Below are 21,288 nucleotides of genomic sequence, written 5' to 3'. Positions count from 1 at the left end.
TGCTTTACTATGCAACAAACTTTTTACAAATATCAAGGAACAGGAAACGATTTTGTGATGATTGATAATCGTCAGCAAACATTTAACAAAAAAGACATCAAACATATTGCTTTTTTATGCGATAGACGTTTTGGGGTAGGGGCCGATGGTCTTATTTTATTAGAAAACCATCCCGATTTTGATTTTAAAATGGTGTACTATAATGCTGACGGAAATGAAAGCTCAATGTGCGGAAATGGTGGGCGTTGCTTAGTTGCTTTTGCAAAACAATTGGGTGTTATAAAGAATAAAGCTGTTTTTGAAGCTATTGATGGTTTACATCATGCCACTATTAATGACGATATTGTTAAGTTACAAATGCTAGATGTTGATACTGTTGAAAACTATGACAATCATGTATTTTTAAATACAGGTTCACCGCATCATGTGCAATTTGAAAATGATATTGAGAATTTTGATATTAAAAACAAAGGCGCCAGCATTAGATATGGTGCGCCATATCATGAAGCAGGCAGTAATGTTAATTTTGTAAAAAAAGAATCTGATAGTGTTTTTAGGGTGAGAACCTATGAGCGGGGTGTGGAAGATGAAACCTTATCTTGCGGAACTGGTGTAACAGCCGTAGCCTTAGCGATGAATTATATAGGTGAAACAGAAAAAAACCATATCAATTTAAAAGCAGAAGGTGGCGATTTGCAAGTGTGCTTTGATGTTAAAAACGGCATATATAAAAACGTATGGCTTATAGGTCCTGCAACCTTTGTTTATAAAGGAATTATATGATTACACTAAAAGGCGAAAATATATATTTGCGTGCTTTGGAATCTGAGGATTTGGAGTTTGTCCATGCTGTTGAAAACGATGAGTCTATTTGGGAAATTAGTAATACACAAACACCATATTCTAAGTTTTTAATAAAGCAATATTTAGAAAAAGCCCACAAAGATATTTTTGAAGTGAAGCAATTGCGGTTGGTTATTTCAAGTTATGAAGAAGTCGCTTTAGGCATGATAGATTTATTCGATTTCGATTTTAGAAATAGTAGAGCAGGTGTTGGTATTTTAGTTAAAGAACCTAGTGATAGACAAAAAGGCTATGGTCATGAAGCTCTAAAATTGTTGATTGATTACAGTTTTACTCACTTAGGCTTGCATCAATTATATTGTAATATTTCTGAAGAAAACAAAGCCAGTGTAAAATTGTTTACTAATCAAGGGTTTAAAGAAATTGGACTCAAAAAAGACTGGAACATCGTAAATGGGACTTATAAAAATGAATATTTATTTCAGCTTATTAATAATTAAATGTATATAAAAAAAATCCTTCTGGCTATTGTCGTTATTGGGCTTATTGTAGCTGCGTTTTTTGCTAATTTTGTTTATAAAGCCATGCTAAAGCCTAATACGGCCTTTAATAATGAAATGGCTTACATTTTTATTCCTTCAAATGCTAGTTATAACGATGTGCGTGGTCAATTAGAACCGTTATTGGATGATATCGATTCGTTTGATGACTTAGCAGAGCAAAAAAAATATACCATCAATATAAAAGCTGGAAAATATGCCATAAAAAAGGGTATGACTAATAATGATATTATTAATTCCATCCGAATTGGAAATTTACCAATTAGAGTATCTTTTAATAATCAAAGTACCTTAGAAAAATTAGCTGGACGTATCTCTAAAGATATTGAAGCCGATAGCATTTCGCTTTTAAAGGCCATGAAAGACCAAACTTTTTTGACTGAAAATAAATTTAATGAAGCAACCGCTTTGGGGATGTATTTACCAAATAGTTATGAGTTTTTCTGGAATACTTCAGCCGAAGCTTTTAGAAGCAGAATGCTTAAAGAGTATAAACGTTTTTGGAATGATGCCAGAGTCAAAAAGGCACATGATAATGGTTTGTCCCAAAACCAAGTAACGGCATTGGCCTCTATTGTTTATGAGGAATCGAAACAAGCTAGCGAGCAGCCAAGAATAGCAGGTGTATATATGAATAGGTTAAGAATAGGCATGCCACTTCAAGCAGACCCTACATTAAAATTTGCAGCTTATCAACTTCCTAAATATAAAAACACAGTTATAAAACGGGTTTTAAATGTCCATAAAGACATTGAATCACCCTATAATACCTATAAAAATAGAGGTTTGCCTCCAGGGCTTATTGCTATGCCTGATATTTCAGCTATTGATGCGGTTTTAAATTATGAAAAACATAAATACCTGTATTTTGCTGCCGATGCTAAACGATTTGGATTTCATAAGTTTGCAAAAACACTATCTCAGCATAATGTCAATGCTAGAGCGTATCAACGTTATTTATCATCTCAAGGGATTAATAAATAGTGAAGTGTTTTGTGGTGAAACATATGGTGCTTTTGGTGTTATGCCCTATGCTTTCCTTTTCGCAGTCTAAACTCGATGCGTTTTTAACTCCAAGTGATACACTCAATAAACCAAGACGGAATGCTATTATTGTTACTGAAGCTTCTATAGCAGGCATGGCACTTATTGGATTGAATCAGCTTTGGTACTCAGATTTTGAACGTTCGAAATTCCAGATTATAAATGATAATAACGAGTGGTTACAAATGGATAAACTCGGTCATGTTTTTACATCTTATCAAATGGGAAAGCTTGGCGCGCAATTATTAAATTGGAGTGGTGATAGTAAAAAGAATCAATTAATTTATGGGGCTACTTTAGGGTTTACTTTTTTAACAGCTGTAGAAATCCTCGATGGGTATTCATCAGAATGGGGTTTTTCATGGGGCGATATTTTGGCAAATGGCACAGGGACAGGTTTGTATGTTGGACAAGAATTACTTTGGAAAGAACAACGAATTGCCTTAAAATATGGGTTTCATCAAACGCAATATGCCGAACAGCGACCAGATAAGCTTGGAGAATCGTTTTTAGAACAGGTATTAAAAGATTATAACGGACAAACCTATTGGTTGAGTGCAAATCTGCATGACTTTTTTAAAGAAAGCAAAATTCCTAAGTGGTTAAATATCGCCGTAGGCTATGGTGCGGAGGGGATGCTAACAGCTGTGAATGATGTTGACAGCCAAGTGTTAACAAGTAATGAGCGTTATCGTCAATATTTTTTAAGTTTTGATGTAAATTTGAATAATATTAATACAAATTCAAAATTATTGAAGTCTATTTTTAGCGTTTTTAATATGATAAAAATACCGTTTCCGACCGTTGAATTCAATAAAAAAGGGGCTGTATTTCATCTATTCTACATCTAAAAAGAACATATAATCGATTAATTTTGAAGTTATTTAAAAAAAGTATAATTTTGCACGCTCAAATTTCAAGGTGTATTTTTTATTAAAATGTGCTGAAAAAATTTAAAAATTATGGTAAGAAATATTGCAAGTTATTCGATACTGACGCTTACAATATGTGTACTATTACATGTTTCATTACAAACTAATGAAACTATTGATTTAAGTATGTATTCTACAAAGGGTTTAAGCTTAAATTATACGGTAAGCGATGATGTAAATGGGTCTAATGATCTTATAGCGTTGAATACTTCAGATGATTTGTTTTCACCTTATTTAGGGAAATCATTTGTAGGTTTCAAAGAAGCTTTAGCTTTTAAAGAGTCTGGCGGCAACTATTTTTCAGTAAACACTTATGGGTATTTAGGTAAATATCAATTTGGAACTGAAACTTTAAAAATGATTGGGATTAATAATCCAACAAAGTTTTTAAAGAGCCCAAGTTTACAAGAAAAGGCCTTTATTGCCAATACAGCACGAAACAAATGGATTTTAAGACGTGATATTAAAAACTTTGTTGGAAAACGTATTAATGGCCTTATTATTACTGAATCTGGTATTTTAGCGGCAGCGCATTTAGCCGGTCCAGGAAGTGTAAAGAATTACTTAAGAAGTTACGGGCTAGATAATTTTGCTGATGGTTATGGTACTACGGTACGTTATTATATGAAGCGTTTTTCTGGATATGATACCTCTTTTGTAAAACCAAATAAAAAAGCAAAAGCTATATAGTCATTCTAGCTTTTATGAATAATAAATATGGTAGGTCGCTTATGTAGGTCTACCATATTTTTTTTCCATTGATTGGCCGTTTGTGTCTTTATAAACTCAGTAGATAAAGTAATGTCACAAGCCACACAGATATCTGTGTTGTTTTCAAGGCTAAGTGATAAATCTTCAAGCATTTTGTTGTTTCTATAAGGTGTTTCTATAAATAGTTGGGATTGGTTGTGTTCAAATGATAAGCGCTCCAATCGTTTAATTTCAAGTCTTCGCTCACTTTTATCAATAGGAAGGTAGCCGTTAAAGGCAAAACTCTGTCCGTTCATTCCAGAGCTCATAATCGCCATTAATATGGATGAGGGACCAACCAGAGGAACAACTTTTATGTTTTTTTGATGTGCTATTTTTACAACATCAGCACCAGGATCGGCAACACCGGGACATCCAGCTTCAGATAAAAGTCCAACATTTGCGGCGTTTAAACACGGTTCTAAAAAACTTGGTAAATCAGAGGCTTCTGTATATTTATTTAAAATAAAGAGTTGTAAAGCAGGTTGCGATTTTTGTGGGCTAATCTTTTTGATAAAACGCCGTGCTGTTTTTTCGTTTTCAACAATAAAGATGTTAATATTATCAATTGTATTTTTTACCGTAATAGGTAAAACTTCAAGGGGGTCGTTATCGCCTAGAGTAGTAGGTATTAAAACAAGGTTCCCTTTAGAGTTGGTCATTTCCCAGAAATTAAGGTGTTAGCAATAATCAAACAAGCTTCATCCAGCATTTTATAAATATTTTCAAACCCTTGGTCACCTCCGTAATAAGGGTCAGGAACATCATAATTTTGATTTGGATAAACTTCATTTAAAATGAATTTCACTTTAGATATATCTTTATCGTTTCGGGCTAGTTTAACAACGTTATTGTAGTTAGACTCATCCATAACATAAATCAATTCAAACACATCAAAATCGGAAACCTTAAACTGGCGCCCTTTTAAGTTGGATATATCTAATCCATATTTTCTTCCAACGGCAATAGAACGTTTGTCAGGCTGGTTACCAGTATGATAATTGGCGGTCCCAGCGGAATCAACAGTAAAAGAATCGGGTAGTTTAGATTTTAAAATACCTTCGGCTAGTGGAGAACGACAAATGTTACCCAAGCATACCATAAGAATTTTAGTCATTTTAAATGTATTTATACAGAAAGTTTTTTGGTAATGTCTTCAACATATTTCCTGAATTGCTTATCCGTTGAAGATAAATTATCTACCGTTTTACAAGCGTGAAGAACAGTAGCGTGGTCACGTTTACCTATTTGAGAACCAATGCTAGCTAAAGAAGCTTTTGTGAATTTTTTAGCAAAAAACATGGCTAATTGACGTGCTTGAACAATATGCCGTTTTCTAGTTTTGGATTGTAAGGTATCAACATCCATTTGAAAGTAATCTGATACTATTTTTTGGATATAGTCTATAGAAACTTCACGTTTTGTGTTTTTCACAAACTTTTCAACTATAACTCTGGCTAAATCTATATTAATCTCTTTTTTGTTGAAAGATGATTGTGCGATTAACGAAATTATAGCGCCTTCTAATTCCCTAACATTTGTTTTAATGTTTTTTGCGACATATTCAATAATATCCTCAGGCATTTCAACACCATCACGATACAATTTGTTTTTCAAGATAGAAACACGGGTTTCAAAATCTGGATTTTGTAATTCTGCAGATAATCCCCATTTAAAACGCGATAACAAGCGTTGTTCAATGTCTTGCATATCAACAGGAGCTTTGTCACTTGTTAAAATAACCTGTTTTCCGTTTTGGTGTAAATGATTGAATATGTGGAAGAATACATCCTGTGTTCCTGATTTTCCTGAAAGGAATTGCACATCATCAATAATCAGTACATCTATAATTTGATAAAAATGAATAAAATCATTTCTATTATTTTTCTTGACAGCATCAATATATTGTTGCGTGAATTTTTCAGCAGAAATATATAAAACTGTTTTTTCTGGGTATTTATCTTTAATATCAACACCTATAGCATGTGCTAAATGCGTTTTTCCTAAGCCAACACCTCCAAAAATTAATAAAGGGTTAAAAGATGTTCCGCCAGGTTTTGCCGCTACCGCTAATCCGGCACTACGTGCTAATCTATTAGAATCGCCCTCTAAGAAATTTTCAAAACTATAATTAGGATTAAGTTGAGATTCAATCTTTACGTTTCTAATGCCAGGAATAACAAACGGATTGCGTAATTCTGGACTTTTATTGTTGAAAGGCACATCAACATCTTGAGATTTTACCGCAGATCTATTTGAACTTGGAATTTTTTCAGTAAAAGGTTGTTTGTTGCCATAGGTGTTTTCCATTTTAATAATGTAAACAAGTTTGGCTGTTTCTCCTAACTCTTTTGTAAGTGATACTTTAAGGATTTTTACATAGTGTTCTTCAAGCCATTCGTAAAAAAATTTACTAGGTACCTGAATGCTTAATGCTGTATCGGTAAGTTTAACTGCTTTAATGGGTTCAAACCAAGTTTTGTAGGCTTGCGGTTGGATGTTATCCTTTATGAATTCCAAACAATTGTTCCATACCGATTGCGCAGTTACACTCATGTTTTGTTGTTAATTGGTTTTAGTTAGAATTTATATGAAAAATAACTTTCTCATATCTCCCTTTTATGGTGAGGCAAATATGTGAACAAAATTCTTAAAAAAAAAATGATTTACTATTGAATTTTTAAATTTTTTTCCTCATGTTTAACCTCTTGCCGAAACTACAAAAAATTATTCAATAAAACTTATGAAAATCGATGAAATACAAATAAGAGTGAGATATGGTGAAACTGACCAAATGGGCGTTGTATATCACGGTAACTATGCGTTATATCTTGAAATGGGGCGGATTGAGTGGTTAAGAAAATTAGGAATTTCTTATAAGTCTATGGAAGAAAATGGCATTATGTTACCTGTGGTTTCTTTGAATATAAACTATAAAAAATCAGCAGGTTATGATGATGTAATTAATGTAAAAACTCAACTAAAAAACAAGCCAGCAGCTAAGATTGAATTTGAGTATGAAATTACTAATCAAGAAGGCGAAATTTTAACTATAGCTAATACAACTTTGGTTTTTATAGATATGAAAACCAATCGGCCAATAAGAGCGCCTCAATATATTTTGGATGCCCTCGAGGATTAATTTAAAGTTCAGTTATTTTTATTTCAAAAAGATAATTGAAGGTTTTGAAAACGGCTTCAGCTTCACTTTTCCTGACAGAAATGGTTATTTGACAGTCCATTTCTAATTTTTGATTGATGATATTCAGGTGTTTTTCTTTGATAATACGCATAACAGTATTCATGTTCTTGTATTCAAAAGAAATTAGGTAGTCTATATTGATGGTCTTTCTAACAATAGTGGATGCTTCAAGAATCATTTGGGCAGCAGTTTTGTATGCGTGTATTAAACCGCCAACACCTAGTTTAACACCACCAAAATAACGAACCACTACAATTAAAATATTGGTAATATTAAAAGATTGTATTTGCCCATAAATTGGCATGCCTGCAGAGTTATTGGGTTCGCCATCATCATTAACACGATATGTTATGGTTTCTGTGCCTAATTGGTAAGCGTAGCACCAATGTCTAGCAGCATGGTGTTCTTTTTTTAAACGCTCTAAATGTAATTTAATATCGCTTTCATTTAAAGCAGGAAATGCATAGCCAAAAAACTTACTGTTTTTGTCTTTAAACAAAACAGGTTTGGGCGTTGTTTCAATTGTGTTGTATGTGTCTTTTTCAATCAAATGTTTTAAAACAGTTTTTTATGAGTTTTAAATAGATCGATAACGTCTTCATCTTTTGGGGTAATATGCCAGGTTTTAATCTTTAAAGTCTTTGCGGTATCAATGTTGCCTTTGTTGTCATCAACAAAAAAACATTCGTTAGCTTCAAGATTGTTTTCTTTCAATACAAATTCAAAAATATCCTGATTCGGTTTTACTAAATTAATTTCGTGAGAAAGATAGAATGCATCAAAACAGTTTTTAAATTCCTCATAAAAAGGGACATGTTCTTTTATATAATTAATATGAAGGGCATTGGTGTTGCTCAATAAAATTAATTTATATTTTGAAGATTGTTGAAGTTCTTTTAAAAACTCCAGACGATACTTTGGGAAATCTTTCAGCATAAAATTCCAAGTAGTAATGAGGTTGTCTTTAGATAATTTCTTAAAGTTTTTAGTATAAAACTCAAGAAACTCATTAGTAGAAATCAAGCCTTGCTCATAAAAACTATTAAATCCTAGCATTTCTTCTGAAAGATATTCTATTTGAAATTTTTCTAAGGCATATTTATGAGCGCCATCAATATCCAAATTAATGAATACATTGCCAAAATCGAATATGATGGTTTTAATCATTTCTATATATTTTAAGGCTATCTGTAATTAAGTTTTTCTTAAAAATCAGTTTTCCGGAAAACTTAGGGGCTTTAATACCTTTTTTAAATTCAATTTGCCCAGTAAATATTCTGGCTTCATCCCAAAGGTTTTCATCTATAAAGGTTTGAAGTGTTTTTGTACCACCTTCAATAATAATAGAGTTTATATTTTGCTGAAATAATAAATAAGAAATTTGTTTTGCACTATTTTTTGAAAAATCGATGTTGTTTTTTGAAATCAAAATGGTTTCGGCATCATTATTAAAAACGTTGAGTTCTTTTGAGAGTTTTTCATTTTTATCAATAACAACTCTAATGGGGTTTTTCCCGTTCCAATTTCTTGTGGTTAGGCTGGGGTTATCTTCTAATGCGGTATTTGTTCCAATCAGAATAGCTTGTTCTTCCGCTCGCCATCTGTGTACTAATTGTCTAGAAAAAACATTAGTGATCCAAACGGGCTTTTGTTCTTTTTTAGTTTCAGGAGCAATAAATCCATCATTGGTTTCTGCCCATTTCAAAATAATGTATGGACGCTTTTTGTTATGAAATGTAAAAAACCGTTTATGATGGTTTTTGCATTCGTTTTCTAAAACACCAACAGTTACTTTACAGCCAGCATCTCTAAGTTTTTTGATGCCTTTGCCAGCTACTTTCTCATTATCATCAACACAACCAACAACAACGTTAGGTATGTTGTGTTTAATGATAAGGTTGCTGCAAGGTGGGGTTTTTCCAAAGTGTGAACAGGGCTCTAAAGTGACATAAAGTGTAGCTTCTTTTAACAGGTCTTTATTAGAAACAGTGTTTATGGCGTTTACTTCTGCGTGGTGGCCTCCGTATTCACTCGTAAAACCTTCTCCAATAATTTTATTGTTATGAACGATAACGCTACCAACCATTGGATTTGGTCTAGTAATGCCTAAGCCATTTTTTGCAATTTCAATACAGCGTTTTATGTAAGTTTCGTGATTGGTCAATGTTAAAGTTTAATTTTTATATTTTCAGTTTTATCAATATTATAGGTGTATGAAAACCCTAAAACGTTGTATTTTATATTTCCTATATATTGCACTTTAACTTTTTTGCTGAATAAGCTTCCAATTAATCCACCAATACTTTTATTACTAAAAAGTCTATCGGTAGGAATATTGGTTTTTAAAGGAATGGTAAACTCTTTTTTTGCAGGGACTTTAAAGCTTTCTGTTGAAACCGATGCCATTTCATTGTCGTTTACAAGTACTTTTATTTCATCGGTTTGTAATTCACCACCAATATCATTCGGATTTAAGAACAAAGCATCCGCAGTAAAAGTAACATACTTTGATGTCGATTCTAAAACCTTAATATTCTCTAAACCTATAAACTCAGGTTTTTCGTTTACAGAACAATTCATAAAAGCTATGCAAATTGTTAATAAGATAATGTGTTTTTTCATTTCGGCTTTTTTTGATTTACCGTATCTTCACTACTTTGAAAATTCCGATTAAAGTGAGTAAAGATACTATAGTTATCCGAGAAATTGAACCTCAAGATAATGTGCAATTAGAGCAGGTTATTAGAGCTTGCTTTCATGAGTTTAAAATTCCTTTAGAAGGAACCGCATATTCTGATTCTGAAACACCTAGAATGTTTGAGTCTTATCAAAATGATAATGATATCTATTATGTTATTGAAGTTCATGGTGAAATTTTAGGTGGTGGCGGTGTAAAACCTTTAAAGGATTTTGAGAAAGAAGTATGTGAAATTCAAAAAATGTATTTTTCTCCTAAAGTAAGAGGTAAAGGTTATGGAAGGGCACTGTTTAAAAAGTGTATACAAGCTGCTAAAGATTTGGGGTACAAACAATGTTATTTAGAATCTGCATCACAACTTAAAGCTGCCATTCATATTTATGAGAGTTATGGCTTTGAGCATTTAGAAAATGCACTAGGAAATACGGGACATTATTCGTGTGGTGTTTGGATGATTAAAGATTTATGAAGTTAAAAGATATTCAAAATACGTTTCATAATGAATTGGATACAATTTATAATGAAGAAGAAGTTAATAGCTTTTTTTTTATGTTGATAGGGTATTATTATAATATGACCAGAATCCAATTAACAATGAATTCTGAGTATACCATTAAAGATGTCAAAGAAATTTTAAATGCTTTAGAGTTATTAAAACAACAAAAGCCCATTCAATATATAATTGGAGAAACTGAGTTTTTTGGATTGCCTTTTAAAGTAAATGAAAATACTTTAATACCAAGACCAGAAACTGAAGAGTTGGTGGAATGGATTATTTCCCAACAACAAATAGCAAATAACCAACAGCTAAAAATTCTGGATATAGGGACTGGAAGTGGTTGTATTGCTATTTCGTTAGCTAAAAATTTACCAAATGCAAAAGTCTATGCTTTGGATGTTAGCAAAAAAGCTTTAGTCGTAGCAAAACAAAATGCAGATTTAAATCATGTTGGTATTGAATTTATTGAAGCAGATATTTTGGATTCTGCTATTAAGATTGTTTCAGCTTCTAACAAGTTTGATATTATTGTTTCCAATCCGCCCTATGTCCGAGAAAAAGAAAAGCAACTTATGAAGCCCAATGTTTTAGAAAACGAACCACATTTGGCATTGTTTGTAAAAGATGAAAACCCTTTGCTTTTTTATGAAACGATAAGTCGTTTTGCTTCTCAGAATTTAAGAAAAAAAGGATGGTTGTTTTTTGAAATTAATGAATATCTTGGGGATGACATGATAGATTTGTTAAATGAGAATAGCTTCAGAAATATAGAATTAAAACAAGATATTTATAAAAAGGACAGGATGATAAAAGGAATTAAAGGGTAATGAATACAGTAGAACAACACATACAAGACCTTCGTAATGAACTAAGAGAACACAATTATAATTATTATATACTTGATAATGCAACCATTTCAGATTATGATTTTGATATTAAACTAAAACAACTTCAAGAATTAGAGGCAAAACATCCCGAGTTCTTTGATGCTAATTCTCCAACACAACGCGTTGGAGGGGAGGTAACCAAGAATTTTGAAACCATTCCGCATGAACATCGTATGTATTCCTTAGATAATTCTTATTCAAAAGAAGACTTACAAGATTGGGAAATGCGAATTAAGAAATTGGTTGATGGCGATGTTCAATATACTTGTGAGTTAAAATATGATGGTGCTTCTATTAGTTTAACCTATAAAGATGGCAAATTAGTGAAAGCAGTTACAAGAGGCGATGGATTTCAAGGTGATAATGTTACTGCTAATATAAAAACAATTAAATCGGTACCATTACAATTAAAAGGTGATTATCCGCCAAAGTTTGATATACGGGGTGAGATTGTACTTCCTTTTGATGGGTTCAATAAAATGAACGAAGAACGTATTGAAATTGGAGAAGAACCCTATAGAAACCCTAGAAACACAGCTTCTGGAAGTTTAAAATTACAAGATAGTGCGGAGGTTGCCAAGCGTCCTCTAGAATGCTTGCTTTACAATTTAAAAGGTGCTAATTTAGAAATCCAAACGCAATTTGAAAGCTTAGATAAAGCTAGGCAATGGGGTTTTAAAGTGCCTAAAGCTGCTAAATTGGCAAATTCTATTCATGAGGTTTTGGAGTTTGTAGCGTATTGGGACGTGCACCGACATGATTTGCCTTATGAAACTGATGGTGTGGTAATAAAAGTTAATAATTTACAGCAACAGGAAGAATTAGGTTATACTGCTAAAGCGCCACGTTGGGCGATGGCGTATAAATTTAAAGCCGAACAAGTTTCTACACGATTAAATACTATTACCTATCAAGTTGGACGAACTGGGGCTATTACACCAGTTGCAAACTTAGAACCAGTAGAATTAGCAGGAACCACAGTTAAGAGAGCTTCTTTGCATAATGCCGACCAGATAAAAAAACTGGATATTAGAGAAGGCGATGAGGTTTATGTTGAAAAAGGTGGAGAAATCATTCCTAAAGTTTTAGGGGTAGATTTAAGTAAACGCCCTATAGATTCTGAGCCTACATGTTATATAACCCAATGTCCAGAATGTAAAACAGAATTAGTCCGACAAGAAGGCGAAGCACAGCACTATTGCCCTAACTATAATGGATGCAATCCTCAAATAATAGGAAGAATTCAGCATTTTATATCCAGAAAAGCTATGGATATTGATGGATTAGGAGGCGAAACAGTGGCGCTATTGGTAAATGAAACTTTGATTACTAACTATTCAGATTTATACGAATTAACTAAAGAACAAGTTATACCGTTAGAGCGAATGGCTGAAAAAAGTGCTGATAATTTAATTCAAGGTATAGAACAGTCAAAAAACATTCCTTTTGAACGTGTTCTATATGCTTTAGGAATTCGGTATGTTGGAGAAACAGTGGCAAAAAAGTTAGCAAAGCATTATAAAAGTATAGATGCTATAGCTGTTGCTTCTAAAGAAGACTTAGTAAATGTTGATGAAATAGGTATAAAAATAGCTGAAAGTGTTACGGCGTTTTTTACTTCAGAAGACAACATAAATATTATTAATAGGTTAAAAGGTTTTGGAGTTCAGTTAGAAATGTCGGCAGAACAACTTATTGGGCAAACAGATAAACTAAAAGGAGATATTATTGTGGTTACTGGTGTTTTTGAATCCATATCTAGAAATGAGCTCAAAAAGCTCATTGAAGACAATGGTGGAAAGGTCAGTAGTTCTATTTCATCAAAAACAAGTTATATTGTAGCTGGTAATAATATGGGACCCAGTAAAAAAGAAAAGGCAGAAAAGCTAAATATTTTATTAATAAACGAAAATGAATTCTTACAAAAAATAAAATAATTTCATTTTTTATCGATAAAAAGCATTTTTTATACGTTTAATTGCAAAATATTATTATATTTGTCATCTAATCGTAAATTACTATTATGTACAAGTCGAAAGTCTTGGTAAGTTTTGTTTTAGTGTTATATATATTATTTGCCATTTTAGAATTTAGTGGTAATAGTGGTGTAGCTTATTACTTAAATGCTCTCATTATACCAGTAATAGCATTAATTTATATGCTATTTGTTAAAAACAAAAACATATTCTTTTCATTGTTTTTATTCTGTTACTCATTATCAGATTTAATGGGTATAGCAATTTATAGTATATCATTCAATGAAGATTCTATTATATATGATTTTGATTATTATGTTGGAAACTCATTATACATATTGGCTTATCTATTTTTGTTTATAAGAATTAGCAGTTCTATGTCCTTTTTGCATGTTTTAAGAAATTTCAAAATTCATATCGTAGTTTTAACCATCTTGAATATATATTTGGTTTATGTTTTACAGATGATTCTAAACCCTTATAACGGTCTGTATAATAACTATTATCTAGAATTAACATATAATATAGTAATGCTATTAGTGCTTTCTGCAGCTTTGTTGAATTATTTCTTTAGAGATAATAAAAAGTCTTTGTACTTATTTTTAGGGTCCTTATGTATTGTTTTTTCTGAAGTAATAGATGTAGCTTATATCTATATTGCACAACGAAGCTTATTAAATGTTTTAGCTACTTCACTTGCTCTTGGTGCTTTTTATTTCTTTTATCAACAATCAAAACTATCAAACGAAGTTAATCAAGAAGATAAGTATATGATTATGGAATAAGTGATTTTAGTTTTTTTTAATAAAAGGAATATCCTTTCTATAAAAAAACAGCGTAATTGTAGAAAGTATAAATGTAATTACCGCGGTTATAAATAAAACGCCTCCATCATTTTTTACTTCAATCCCTATTTGGGTTAAGTGCATTAGTATTGCACCACCAATAATTCCCAATGTTAAAGTAGCTCCAACCCAAACGGTTTTTGGTACAAGGAGTAAAATACCTGCAAGGAGCTCTAATATACCGATAGTAATTCTTCCAACAGGTTCTAATCCTACTTTTTCAAATATATATAAACTGTCTGGGTGAGCTGTGAATTTAAAACGTAAAGTTTGTATTAAAATAATGGTAATTAATATTCGTAAAGCTAAAGGAATGTATTTTTTCATCCTATGGATTGTAAATTTTTTATTCAGACGTTTTCTTTTGAAAAAACTATCATGAATTGTTAAAATTTATACGATTATTGAAGTTCCATGAGCAGATTTGTTTTTGTCTGCATCAAAATAAAAATCAATTCTACCAAGATTAATACCATTGCAGCCTACTTGGTTAACAAGCATATTTTTGTCTTCGTTATTTTTTACAATAGTTGGTTTTGAAAGAAAGGTATGGGTATGTCCTCCAATTATTAAATCAATATCTTTAGTTGCTTTTGCTAACTTCAAGTCACTTATTCTATTGGAGTCATTCCCATAATGGTATCCTAAATGGGATAAGCAAATAATTAAATCGCATTGCTCTTTATCTTTTAAAATACGAGTCATTTCTTGAGACATCTCAATTGGGTCTAAATATTTGGTCTCTTTATACATCGTTGAGGCTACCAAACCATTTAATTCAATACCTAAACCAAAAACTCCAATTCTAACCCTATCTTTTTTAAATATTTTATAAGGTTTGGTGTGCGTGTCCATTATGGTATTAGAAAAGTCATAATTGGCAGAGACAAACTGAAATTCGGCATGAGGCAATTGAGCATATAAGCCATCAATACCATTATCAAAATCATGGTTCCCAATAGTGGCTACATCATATTTTAGTTTGCTCATGAGTTTAAATTCTAATTCGCCACCATAATAATTAAAGTAGGGGGTGCCCTGAAAAATATCGCCTGCATCTAATAATAACGTATTCGGGTTTTCTTTTCTAATAGAATCTATTAAAGTAGCACGCCTTGCAACACCACCTTTATTGGCATTTTCTTCATCTTCCGGTCCAAAAGCATCAATATGACTGTGCACATCATTAGTATGTAAAATGGTGATTTTTGAAGTTTTGCCAATTGTTGTAAACGATTGTAGGCCTAAACCTCCAAGAGTTGCCAAAGCAGTTCCTGCTGATGCTTGTTGAATAAAATCTCTACGTTTCATAGTCTGTTTTAATGCGTTTGGGTAAATCTATCATCTCTTGATGGATTGATAGTGTCGGCTTTTACAAAATTATCAATTAAGGCATTTCTAATTTTATAGTTTAAAGTATAAAGGCTATCATTAGGTTTAAAAAAGTTCATATTATCGCCACCATTATAAAGGTAATCATTGGTAGCTATGTAATAAGTCCTGTTTTGCTCTATAGGTTTTTTGTTTATTAAAGCTTCAACAACTTCAAAATCTTTGTTTAAAGTGAGTTTAAGTCTAGATACAGGATGAGCTGTTTTTTCTTTGCGTAAATATTCTATTAATTGATGCATCTGAGGGCTTTTTAAAGCTACAACAACGATACTGTTTTCAAAAGGCATTAACCGAAAAGCTGTTCTTTTAGAAACAGGTCCTTTGGGCAAAATAGATCTAATACCACCATGGTTAAGTAGTACCATATCAATGTTTTTTCCTGTCCTACTTTTAAAAACAGGGTTAGCTTCATCATAAATAACATCAGCCATAAAGTTTCCAATAGCAGTATTAAATTCTCCATCAGTTTTAGAATGCGTATTAGTCGAATATGCTAAAACACTATCTAAATCTTTTTGGATATTATCTCTGTAAGGCTTAATGAAAGCATCAATATCTGGATTGGAATTTATAGCATCTGTAATTTGGATTTGTTTTCCTTCAATTTTTGAAAGCTTCAATTTTTGTTCCTTACAACTCGAAAAAACAAAAAAATATAACAAAATAAATAAATGTGTGAACCTCATATATAAAAAAGAAAATTTGAATGTACTTTTGCTACCTTTGCGGAAAGTATAAAGATAAATGATTTTAAAGGGTTTTAAAGAAAAATCTAATAAAAAGTACTTGAACAAATTGTTGTTAGATAGACATGTAAATGTTACTGATAGCAAGGTTGTAAGTTTAGGTGTTATCCTGAATATTAATGAAGTTGAAGATTTTGAATTATTCCGAAAGCTAGCGGATTATATTAAAGTTCGTCCTAATAAGTTAAAAATTATAGCATTTTCTGAAGAAAAGAAAGATAATATTAATGCTTGGGAAGAATGCTATAACCCCAAAGATTTTGGTTGGAGAGGAGCAATTAAAAACCTAGAATTGCAAGAGTTTTTAGATACAAATTTTGATGCTTTAATTAGCTATTATAAAAAAGATGTTTTAGAATTGAAATTAATGACAGCCAAATCGAAGGCAAAATTCAAAATAGGCATTTTACAAACCGATGAACGTTTAAATGATTTGATTATTAAAACACCTTTAAAACAGTTTGAGTTATTTAAAAAAGAAGTTTATAAGTACCTAAGAATATTAAATAAAATAGATTGAAAATGAATGAAAAGTTTCTAGGAACTGGAGTGGCGTTGGTTACACCATTTAAATCAGATTTAAGCATAGATCATGAGGCCTTAACCAATATTGTGAATTTTAATATTGAAGGCGGCACAGAATATCTTGTGATTTGTGGTACAACAGGAGAGAGTGTAACACTAACAAAACAAGAAAAAAAGGAAGTTGTAGTAACTATTGCTAAAGCTAATAATGGCCGAGTTCCTATGGTTTTGGGTATTGGAGGAAATAATACGGCACAAGTTATTGAGGAGATTGAATCCACAGATTTAAGCCAAATAGATGCTATTTTGTCAGTGTCACCATATTATAGTAAGCCAACACAAGAGGGTGTTTATCAGCACTTTAAAACGATATCAGAAGCATCACCAGTAGATGTTATTTTATACAATGTGCCTGGGCGGACATCAAAGAATATGGAGGTGGAAACAACCTTAAGATTAGCAAATGATTTTAAAAATATTATAGCGATTAAAGAGGCGGGTAATAATATGTCTCAATATTTAGAGTTAATAAAGCATAAGCCAGAAGGATTTTTAATAATTTCCGGTGATGATGATTTAGCATTGGGTGTTGTTTTAGCAGGTGGTTCAGGTGTTATTTCCGTAATAGGTCAGGGGTTCCCTGAAGCATTTTCTAATATGATTCGTTTAGGATTAAAAGGAGATGCTAAAGAAGCCTATAAACTACATTTTAAGTTAATGGATGTTATTGGTTATATATTTGAAGAAAATAACCCAGCTGGAATAAAAGCAGTTTTTAAAACTTTGACATTGTGTCAGGATACAGTTCGATTACCGCTAGTTCCAGCATCAAATCAACTAAAACAAAAAATAACAGATTTTATAAAAGGCTTTTAACTCTGTTAAAAATTACTTAAACCTTATGATTACTGACTTTAAGCCATTATTTTAGCACTAAAATTATATTTTTAAAATTCATATTAATACCTTAATTTTGCATCCTGTTTAAAATCTATGAACAAACTTTTTTACATACTAATAACATTTGCCGTTTTAAGTAGTTGTAGCGAATATCAAAAAGCTTTAAAAGCTGATGGAGAAGGTGCTATTGCTGAAAAATTTAAAATGGGGGAAGCCTTATATAAAGAAGGTAAATTTGCAAAAGCAAATAGACTTTTTGCTCAAATTGTTCCAGATTATAGAGGGAAACCACAAGCAGAAAAACTTATGTACTTGTATTCCAATTCATTTTATCAAATGAAAGATTACTATGTTTCTGGATATCAATTTGAGCGTTTTGCATCAAGTTACCCTAAAAGTGAAAAGCTTGAAGAAGCAACATTTTTAAGTGCAAAAAGTGCTTATATGTTGTCACCTGTTTATACAAAAGATCAAACAGAAACAAAAGAGGCTATTGAAAAACTACAAGAGTATATTAATGTTTATCCAGATTCTGAATATGCTTCAGAAGCTAGTAAATTAGTTCAAGAACTAGATTTTAAACTTGAAAAAAAGGCATACAGCATAGCAAAACAATATAATCATATTTCAGATTATCCAGCTTCGGTAAGATCATTTGATAATTTTGTTTTTGAATTTCCAGGTTCTGTACTGCGTGAAGATGCTTTGTTTTACAGATTAGATTCTGCATATAAGCTAGCCATGAATAGTATAGAGTATAAAAATAGTTTAAACGGCATAATTCCTTTAAAAAGAAACCGTCTTAAAGAAGCAAAAGAGTATTCTGAATCATTTGTAAAATCATATATCAATTCTAAGTATTTAGAAGATGTTAATGCTATGGTAGCAGATATAGATGAAGAATTAAAAGGGTATAGCACAAAAAGTTAAATAATAATGACAATGGATTTAAAAAAAACCAATGCTCCAGTTAATACGGTAACGTACGACAGAAATCAAATAGATGAGCCAACAGAGAACATCTACGAATCAATTTCTATTATCTCAAGACGTGCAGAGCAAATTAACACAGAGATTAAAAAAGAGCTTATTGATAAGTTAGAAGAATTTGCAACTTACAATGATAGTCTTGAAGAAATCTTTGAAAACAAAGAGCAAATTGAGGTTTCTAAATTTTACGAAAAGTTACCAAAACCTCATGCGTTAGCTGTTCAAGAATGGTTAACTGATAAAATTTATTTTAGAAATACTGAGGAAGATAATCAGGACTAATTTCTAAAACTTCAATGCTATTAATTAAACTCCAAATCGACATATTTATGTTGTTTTGGAGTTTAATTCGTATTAATCATAAGAATTCTGAAAACTGTTTTTTATGAGTATTTTAAGCGGAAAAAATATATTATTAGGCATAACAGCAGGTATTGCCGCTTATAAAACAGCTTCATTAGTAAGGTTATTTGTTAAATCAGGTGCACATGTAAAAGTGGTTATGACACCTTCTGCTAAAGATTTTGTAACGCCTTTAACCTTATCAACGCTTTCAAAACATCCCGTATATTCCTCTTTTGTAAATGAGGAAGATGATAACGCCGTTTGGAATAACCATGTGGATTTAGGCTTGTGGGCAGATATCTTTGTTATAGCTCCAGCTACAGCAAATACGTTATCTAAAATGGCTAATGGAACTAGTGATAATTTATTATTGGCCACTTATCTATCCGCTAAATGTCCTGTGTATTTTGCACCAGCTATGGATTTGGATATGTATAAGCACCCATCATCCTTACAATCTTTTAAAACACTTGAATCTTTTGGGAATGTTATGATTCCAGCTACTAGTGGTGAATTGGCAAGCGGATTAGTAGGTGAAGGTAGAATGGCAGAACCTAAAGATATTGTCAGCTTTATAGAACATGATATTTTAGGAAAGCTTCCGCTTCGCAATAAAAAAGTATTAATTACAGCTGGGCCTACTCATGAGGCTATTGATCCCGTTCGTTTTATAGGGAATCATTCCAGTGGAAAAATGGGGTTTGAAATTGCCAAATCTGCAGCAAACCTTGGTGCTGAGGTTATTTTAATTACTGGGCCAACACATGAAAAAGTAGTGCATAGCCAGATTAATATTATTCCAGTTACTAGTGCACAAGAAATGTATGATGAAGTTCATAATTATTTTAAAACTGTAGATATAGCAGTACTTTCTGCAGCAGTTGCAGATTTTAAGCCAAAAGAAGTTGCTACTCAGAAAATAAAAAAGAAGGCTCCAACGTTAACTTTAGAGTTAGAAAAAACAAAAGATATTTTAGCATCTTTAGGCGACATTAAAAAACAACAGTATTTAGTTGGATTTGCTTTGGAAACCAATAATGAACTTGAAAACGCAAAAGGAAAATTAAAAAGAAAGAATTTAAATTTAATTGTATTAAATTCGTTAAAAGATAAAGGAGCTGGTTTTAAAAGTAATACTAATAAAGTTACTTTTATTGATGATAAAGGCGATATTACCGAATTTCAATTAAAATCTAAAGCAAAAGTAGCCGAAGATTTATTAAATAAAATTATATCACAAATTAATGCGTAACATTCTAGTTGTTCTTATATTTTGTCTTGCAATTAAAGGGGTTTCTCAAGAGTTGAATTGTAGCGTTGTTGTCAATGCACAACAAACAGGTAATGAAAACTTTCCTATTTTTAAAACTCTGGAAAAACAACTTAATGAGTTTGTTAATAATACAAAATGGACTACAAAGACATTTAAAAACCAAGAGCGTATTGATTGTAGTATGGTTATAATTGTGACTAGTTATAGTGGTGAAGCTTTTCAAACATCCTTGCAAGTACAATCATCTCGACCTGTTTTTGGTTCATCGTTTAGTACGCCAATTTATAATTTTAACGACAAAGATTTTAATTTTAGATATCTAGAATTTCAAAATTTAATTTACAATCCAACACAGTTTGAGTCCAATTTAATTTCCGTTTTAGCATTTCATATTAATATGATTTTGGCTTTGGATGCAGATTCTTTTTCTGAAAAAGGAGGCGATGAATATTATAAGCAGGCTCAAATAATTACAAATTATTCGCAACAAGGTAACTTTAAAGGTTGGAAATTAGAGGACGGTTTACAAAGCAGATTTGCGCTTATAGATAATGTGCTGTCACCTACTTTTAAAGAATATAGAGAAGTCATGTATAGTTACCATAGAAACGGTTTAGATGTTATGAATGATAATGTTAAGACAGGAAAAGAAAGTATAGCAGCATCTTTACAAAAGCTTAAAGTCATGAATAGCCGCAGACCAAACTCATTTTTATTGCGTACTTTTTTTGATGCTAAAGCTGACGAAATAGAGCAAATATTTACTGATGGTCCCAAAGTTAATATAGCAAGTGTTAAAGAAACGCTTCAAAAAGTAGCACCTTTGCACAGTAGTAAATGGCAAAATATTAAATTCTAAAAGGTTTATAGCTCAAGGCATAGGCTCAATAATGGAAAAATGTGACTGAAAACTGAATACC

26 protein-coding genes are annotated in these 21,288 nt (G+C 31.7%); 16 read left to right on the top strand and 10 right to left on the bottom strand.

All coding sequences use genetic code 11. The annotated features are described in order from the left end of the window. The first annotated feature begins 9 nt into the window (after positions 1-9). The 5 genes from dapF (at position 10) to ABD941_RS02815 (ending at position 4,030) form a co-directional block, all read left to right on the top strand. A complete protein-coding gene (gene dapF / locus ABD941_RS02835; RefSeq protein WP_345272511.1) occupies positions 10-783 on the top strand; it encodes a diaminopimelate epimerase in 774 nt (257 codons plus the stop codon). Continuing rightward, positions 780-1,304 (top strand): GNAT family N-acetyltransferase, encoded by a 525-nt coding sequence (locus tag ABD941_RS02830; protein ID WP_345272510.1) that lies wholly within the window; start codon positions 780-782, stop codon positions 1,302-1,304. The genes dapF and ABD941_RS02830 overlap by 4 nt, the downstream gene beginning before the upstream one ends. Further along, positions 1,305-2,348, top strand: a complete 1,044-nt coding sequence (gene mltG, locus ABD941_RS02825; RefSeq protein WP_345272508.1) for an endolytic transglycosylase MltG — start codon at positions 1,305-1,307, stop codon at positions 2,346-2,348. It begins immediately after the preceding gene. 47 nt (positions 2,349-2,395) lie between these two features. Beyond that, entirely contained in the window at positions 2,396-3,259 is an 864-nt protein-coding gene (locus ABD941_RS02820) for a DUF2279 domain-containing protein (protein ID WP_345273656.1), read from the top strand. Positions 3,260-3,370: 111 nt separating this feature from the next. After that, a complete protein-coding gene (locus ABD941_RS02815) occupies positions 3,371-4,030 on the top strand; it encodes a peptidoglycan-binding protein LysM (RefSeq protein WP_345272507.1) in 660 nt (219 codons plus the stop codon). 5 nt (positions 4,031-4,035) lie between these two features. Here ABD941_RS02815 and ABD941_RS02810 read toward each other — a convergent pair whose 3' ends face one another. From ABD941_RS02810 to dnaA, 3 genes are read right to left on the bottom strand one after another with little or no spacing between them, the layout of a single operon-like run. Further along, positions 4,036-4,752, bottom strand: a complete 717-nt coding sequence (locus ABD941_RS02810; protein ID WP_345272506.1) for an SAM-dependent methyltransferase — start codon at positions 4,750-4,752, stop codon at positions 4,036-4,038. Continuing rightward, positions 4,749-5,207, bottom strand: a complete 459-nt coding sequence (locus tag ABD941_RS02805) for a low molecular weight protein-tyrosine-phosphatase (protein WP_345272504.1) — start codon at positions 5,205-5,207, stop codon at positions 4,749-4,751. Before ABD941_RS02805 ends, ABD941_RS02810 begins: the two co-directional genes overlap by 4 nt. Before the next feature lie 11 nt (positions 5,208-5,218). Continuing rightward, on the bottom strand, positions 5,219-6,646 hold the full coding sequence (gene dnaA, locus ABD941_RS02800; protein ID WP_345272503.1) for a chromosomal replication initiator protein DnaA: 1,428 nt from the start codon (positions 6,644-6,646) through the stop codon (positions 5,219-5,221). Positions 6,647-6,833: 187 nt separating this feature from the next. Between dnaA and ABD941_RS02795 the strand changes: the two genes are divergently transcribed. Beyond that, complete coding sequence (locus ABD941_RS02795; protein ID WP_345272502.1) at positions 6,834-7,232, top strand: acyl-CoA thioesterase; 399 nt, start codon at positions 6,834-6,836, stop codon at positions 7,230-7,232. 1 nt (position 7,233) lies between these two features. Here the strand turns inward: ABD941_RS02795 and ABD941_RS02790 are convergent, their stop codons facing one another. From ABD941_RS02790 to ABD941_RS02775, 4 genes are read right to left on the bottom strand one after another with little or no spacing between them, the layout of a single operon-like run. After that, positions 7,234-7,842, bottom strand: a complete 609-nt coding sequence (locus ABD941_RS02790; RefSeq protein ID WP_345272501.1) for an IMPACT family protein — start codon at positions 7,840-7,842, stop codon at positions 7,234-7,236. A 5-nt stretch (positions 7,843-7,847) separates the two neighbouring features. Beyond that, positions 7,848-8,459, bottom strand: coding sequence for an HAD family hydrolase (locus ABD941_RS02785; protein ID WP_345272500.1), 612 nt, complete (start codon positions 8,457-8,459; stop codon positions 7,848-7,850). After that, a complete protein-coding gene (ribD, locus tag ABD941_RS02780) occupies positions 8,452-9,456 on the bottom strand; it encodes a bifunctional diaminohydroxyphosphoribosylaminopyrimidine deaminase/5-amino-6-(5-phosphoribosylamino)uracil reductase RibD (protein ID WP_345272498.1) in 1,005 nt (334 codons plus the stop codon). Before ribD ends, ABD941_RS02785 begins: the two co-directional genes overlap by 8 nt. Before the next feature lie 2 nt (positions 9,457-9,458). After that, positions 9,459-9,914 carry a hypothetical protein gene (locus ABD941_RS02775; RefSeq protein WP_345272497.1) on the bottom strand — a complete coding sequence of 152 codons (456 nt, stop codon included), beginning with the start codon at positions 9,912-9,914 and terminating at the stop codon, positions 9,459-9,461. A gap of 53 nt (positions 9,915-9,967) precedes the next feature. Between ABD941_RS02775 and ABD941_RS02770 the strand changes: the two genes are divergently transcribed. The 4 genes from ABD941_RS02770 (at position 9,968) to ABD941_RS02755 (ending at position 14,137) form a co-directional block, all read left to right on the top strand. Further along, entirely contained in the window at positions 9,968-10,459 is a 492-nt protein-coding gene (locus ABD941_RS02770; protein WP_345272496.1) for a GNAT family N-acetyltransferase, read from the top strand. Beyond that, entirely contained in the window at positions 10,456-11,316 is an 861-nt protein-coding gene (gene prmC / locus ABD941_RS02765; protein ID WP_345272494.1) for a peptide chain release factor N(5)-glutamine methyltransferase, read from the top strand. The genes ABD941_RS02770 and prmC overlap by 4 nt, the downstream gene beginning before the upstream one ends. Then, complete coding sequence (gene ligA / locus ABD941_RS02760; protein ID WP_345272493.1) at positions 11,316-13,313, top strand: NAD-dependent DNA ligase LigA; 1,998 nt, start codon at positions 11,316-11,318, stop codon at positions 13,311-13,313. The genes prmC and ligA overlap by 1 nt, the downstream gene beginning before the upstream one ends. Before the next feature lie 86 nt (positions 13,314-13,399). Beyond that, positions 13,400-14,137, top strand: coding sequence for a hypothetical protein (locus tag ABD941_RS02755; RefSeq protein WP_345272491.1), 738 nt, complete (start codon positions 13,400-13,402; stop codon positions 14,135-14,137). A 6-nt stretch (positions 14,138-14,143) separates the two neighbouring features. Here the strand turns inward: ABD941_RS02755 and ABD941_RS02750 are convergent, their stop codons facing one another. The 3 genes from ABD941_RS02750 to ABD941_RS02740 form a co-directional block, all read right to left on the bottom strand. Beyond that, positions 14,144-14,524 carry a DoxX family protein gene (locus ABD941_RS02750; RefSeq protein WP_345272490.1) on the bottom strand — a complete coding sequence of 127 codons (381 nt, stop codon included), beginning with the start codon at positions 14,522-14,524 and terminating at the stop codon, positions 14,144-14,146. A 66-nt stretch (positions 14,525-14,590) separates the two neighbouring features. Further along, complete coding sequence (locus ABD941_RS02745) at positions 14,591-15,508, bottom strand: bifunctional metallophosphatase/5'-nucleotidase (RefSeq protein WP_345272489.1); 918 nt, start codon at positions 15,506-15,508, stop codon at positions 14,591-14,593. An 8-nt stretch (positions 15,509-15,516) separates the two neighbouring features. Further along, positions 15,517-16,209, bottom strand: a complete 693-nt coding sequence (locus ABD941_RS02740) for a 5'-nucleotidase C-terminal domain-containing protein (protein ID WP_345272487.1) — start codon at positions 16,207-16,209, stop codon at positions 15,517-15,519. A gap of 124 nt (positions 16,210-16,333) precedes the next feature. Between ABD941_RS02740 and ABD941_RS02735 the strand changes: the two genes are divergently transcribed. From ABD941_RS02735 to porD, 6 genes are all read left to right on the top strand, one after another. Continuing rightward, positions 16,334-16,855, top strand: a complete 522-nt coding sequence (locus ABD941_RS02735) for a DUF6913 domain-containing protein (RefSeq protein ID WP_345272486.1) — start codon at positions 16,334-16,336, stop codon at positions 16,853-16,855. A 2-nt stretch (positions 16,856-16,857) separates the two neighbouring features. Further along, the gene (dapA, locus tag ABD941_RS02730; RefSeq protein ID WP_345272485.1) at positions 16,858-17,736 is read left to right on the top strand and encodes a 4-hydroxy-tetrahydrodipicolinate synthase; all 879 of its coding nucleotides are present in this window, start codon (positions 16,858-16,860) and stop codon (positions 17,734-17,736) included. Between the two features lie 117 nt (positions 17,737-17,853). Further along, on the top strand, positions 17,854-18,690 hold the full coding sequence (locus ABD941_RS02725; protein WP_345272483.1) for an outer membrane protein assembly factor BamD: 837 nt from the start codon (positions 17,854-17,856) through the stop codon (positions 18,688-18,690). Positions 18,691-18,702: 12 nt separating this feature from the next. Further along, a complete protein-coding gene (locus tag ABD941_RS02720) occupies positions 18,703-19,032 on the top strand; it encodes a DNA-directed RNA polymerase subunit omega (protein WP_345273655.1) in 330 nt (109 codons plus the stop codon). 103 nt (positions 19,033-19,135) lie between these two features. Beyond that, positions 19,136-20,347, top strand: a complete 1,212-nt coding sequence (coaBC, locus tag ABD941_RS02715; protein WP_345272482.1) for a bifunctional phosphopantothenoylcysteine decarboxylase/phosphopantothenate--cysteine ligase CoaBC — start codon at positions 19,136-19,138, stop codon at positions 20,345-20,347. Continuing rightward, positions 20,340-21,227: a type IX secretion system protein PorD gene (porD, locus tag ABD941_RS02710; RefSeq protein ID WP_345272481.1), complete on the top strand. Its 888-nt coding sequence runs from the start codon at positions 20,340-20,342 to the stop codon at positions 21,225-21,227. The genes coaBC and porD overlap by 8 nt, the downstream gene beginning before the upstream one ends. Positions 21,228-21,288 lie beyond the last annotated feature (61 nt).

Origin of the sequence: Flaviramulus aquimarinus, assembly GCF_039543205.1 — a bacterium.
GTDB classification, from domain to species: Bacteria; Bacteroidota; Bacteroidia; order Flavobacteriales; family Flavobacteriaceae; genus Flaviramulus_B; species Flaviramulus_B aquimarinus.
This window is presented reverse-complemented; position numbering and strand designations above follow the sequence as displayed.

Bases quoted from the DNA above. Each gene is read 5' to 3' on its own strand.
- dapF (WP_345272511.1), top strand. From the start codon at position 10: ATGCAACAAACTTTTTACAAATATCAAGGAACAGGAAACGATTTTGTG.
- ABD941_RS02830 (WP_345272510.1), top strand. From the start codon at position 780: ATGATTACACTAAAAGGCGAAAATATATATTTGCGTGCTTTGGAATCT.
- mltG (WP_345272508.1), top strand. From the start codon at position 1,305: ATGTATATAAAAAAAATCCTTCTGGCTATTGTCGTTATTGGGCTTATT.
- ABD941_RS02820 (WP_345273656.1), top strand. From the start codon at position 2,396: ATGCTTTCCTTTTCGCAGTCTAAACTCGATGCGTTTTTAACTCCAAGT.
- ABD941_RS02815 (WP_345272507.1), top strand. From the start codon at position 3,371: ATGGTAAGAAATATTGCAAGTTATTCGATACTGACGCTTACAATATGT.
- ABD941_RS02810 (WP_345272506.1), bottom strand. From the start codon at position 4,752: ATGACCAACTCTAAAGGGAACCTTGTTTTAATACCTACTACTCTAGGC.
- ABD941_RS02805 (WP_345272504.1), bottom strand. From the start codon at position 5,207: ATGACTAAAATTCTTATGGTATGCTTGGGTAACATTTGTCGTTCTCCA.
- dnaA (WP_345272503.1), bottom strand. From the start codon at position 6,646: ATGAGTGTAACTGCGCAATCGGTATGGAACAATTGTTTGGAATTCATA.
- ABD941_RS02795 (WP_345272502.1), top strand. From the start codon at position 6,834: ATGAAAATCGATGAAATACAAATAAGAGTGAGATATGGTGAAACTGAC.
- ABD941_RS02785 (WP_345272500.1), bottom strand. From the start codon at position 8,459: ATGATTAAAACCATCATATTCGATTTTGGCAATGTATTCATTAATTTG.
- ABD941_RS02775 (WP_345272497.1), bottom strand. From the start codon at position 9,914: ATGAAAAAACACATTATCTTATTAACAATTTGCATAGCTTTTATGAAT.
- prmC (WP_345272494.1), top strand. From the start codon at position 10,456: ATGAAGTTAAAAGATATTCAAAATACGTTTCATAATGAATTGGATACA.
- ligA (WP_345272493.1), top strand. From the start codon at position 11,316: ATGAATACAGTAGAACAACACATACAAGACCTTCGTAATGAACTAAGA.
- ABD941_RS02755 (WP_345272491.1), top strand. From the start codon at position 13,400: ATGTACAAGTCGAAAGTCTTGGTAAGTTTTGTTTTAGTGTTATATATA.
- ABD941_RS02750 (WP_345272490.1), bottom strand. From the start codon at position 14,524: ATGAAAAAATACATTCCTTTAGCTTTACGAATATTAATTACCATTATT.
- ABD941_RS02745 (WP_345272489.1), bottom strand. From the start codon at position 15,508: ATGAAACGTAGAGATTTTATTCAACAAGCATCAGCAGGAACTGCTTTG.
- ABD941_RS02735 (WP_345272486.1), top strand. From the start codon at position 16,334: ATGATTTTAAAGGGTTTTAAAGAAAAATCTAATAAAAAGTACTTGAAC.
- dapA (WP_345272485.1), top strand. From the start codon at position 16,858: ATGAATGAAAAGTTTCTAGGAACTGGAGTGGCGTTGGTTACACCATTT.
- ABD941_RS02725 (WP_345272483.1), top strand. From the start codon at position 17,854: ATGAACAAACTTTTTTACATACTAATAACATTTGCCGTTTTAAGTAGT.
- ABD941_RS02720 (WP_345273655.1), top strand. From the start codon at position 18,703: ATGGATTTAAAAAAAACCAATGCTCCAGTTAATACGGTAACGTACGAC.
- coaBC (WP_345272482.1), top strand. From the start codon at position 19,136: ATGAGTATTTTAAGCGGAAAAAATATATTATTAGGCATAACAGCAGGT.
- porD (WP_345272481.1), top strand. From the start codon at position 20,340: ATGCGTAACATTCTAGTTGTTCTTATATTTTGTCTTGCAATTAAAGGG.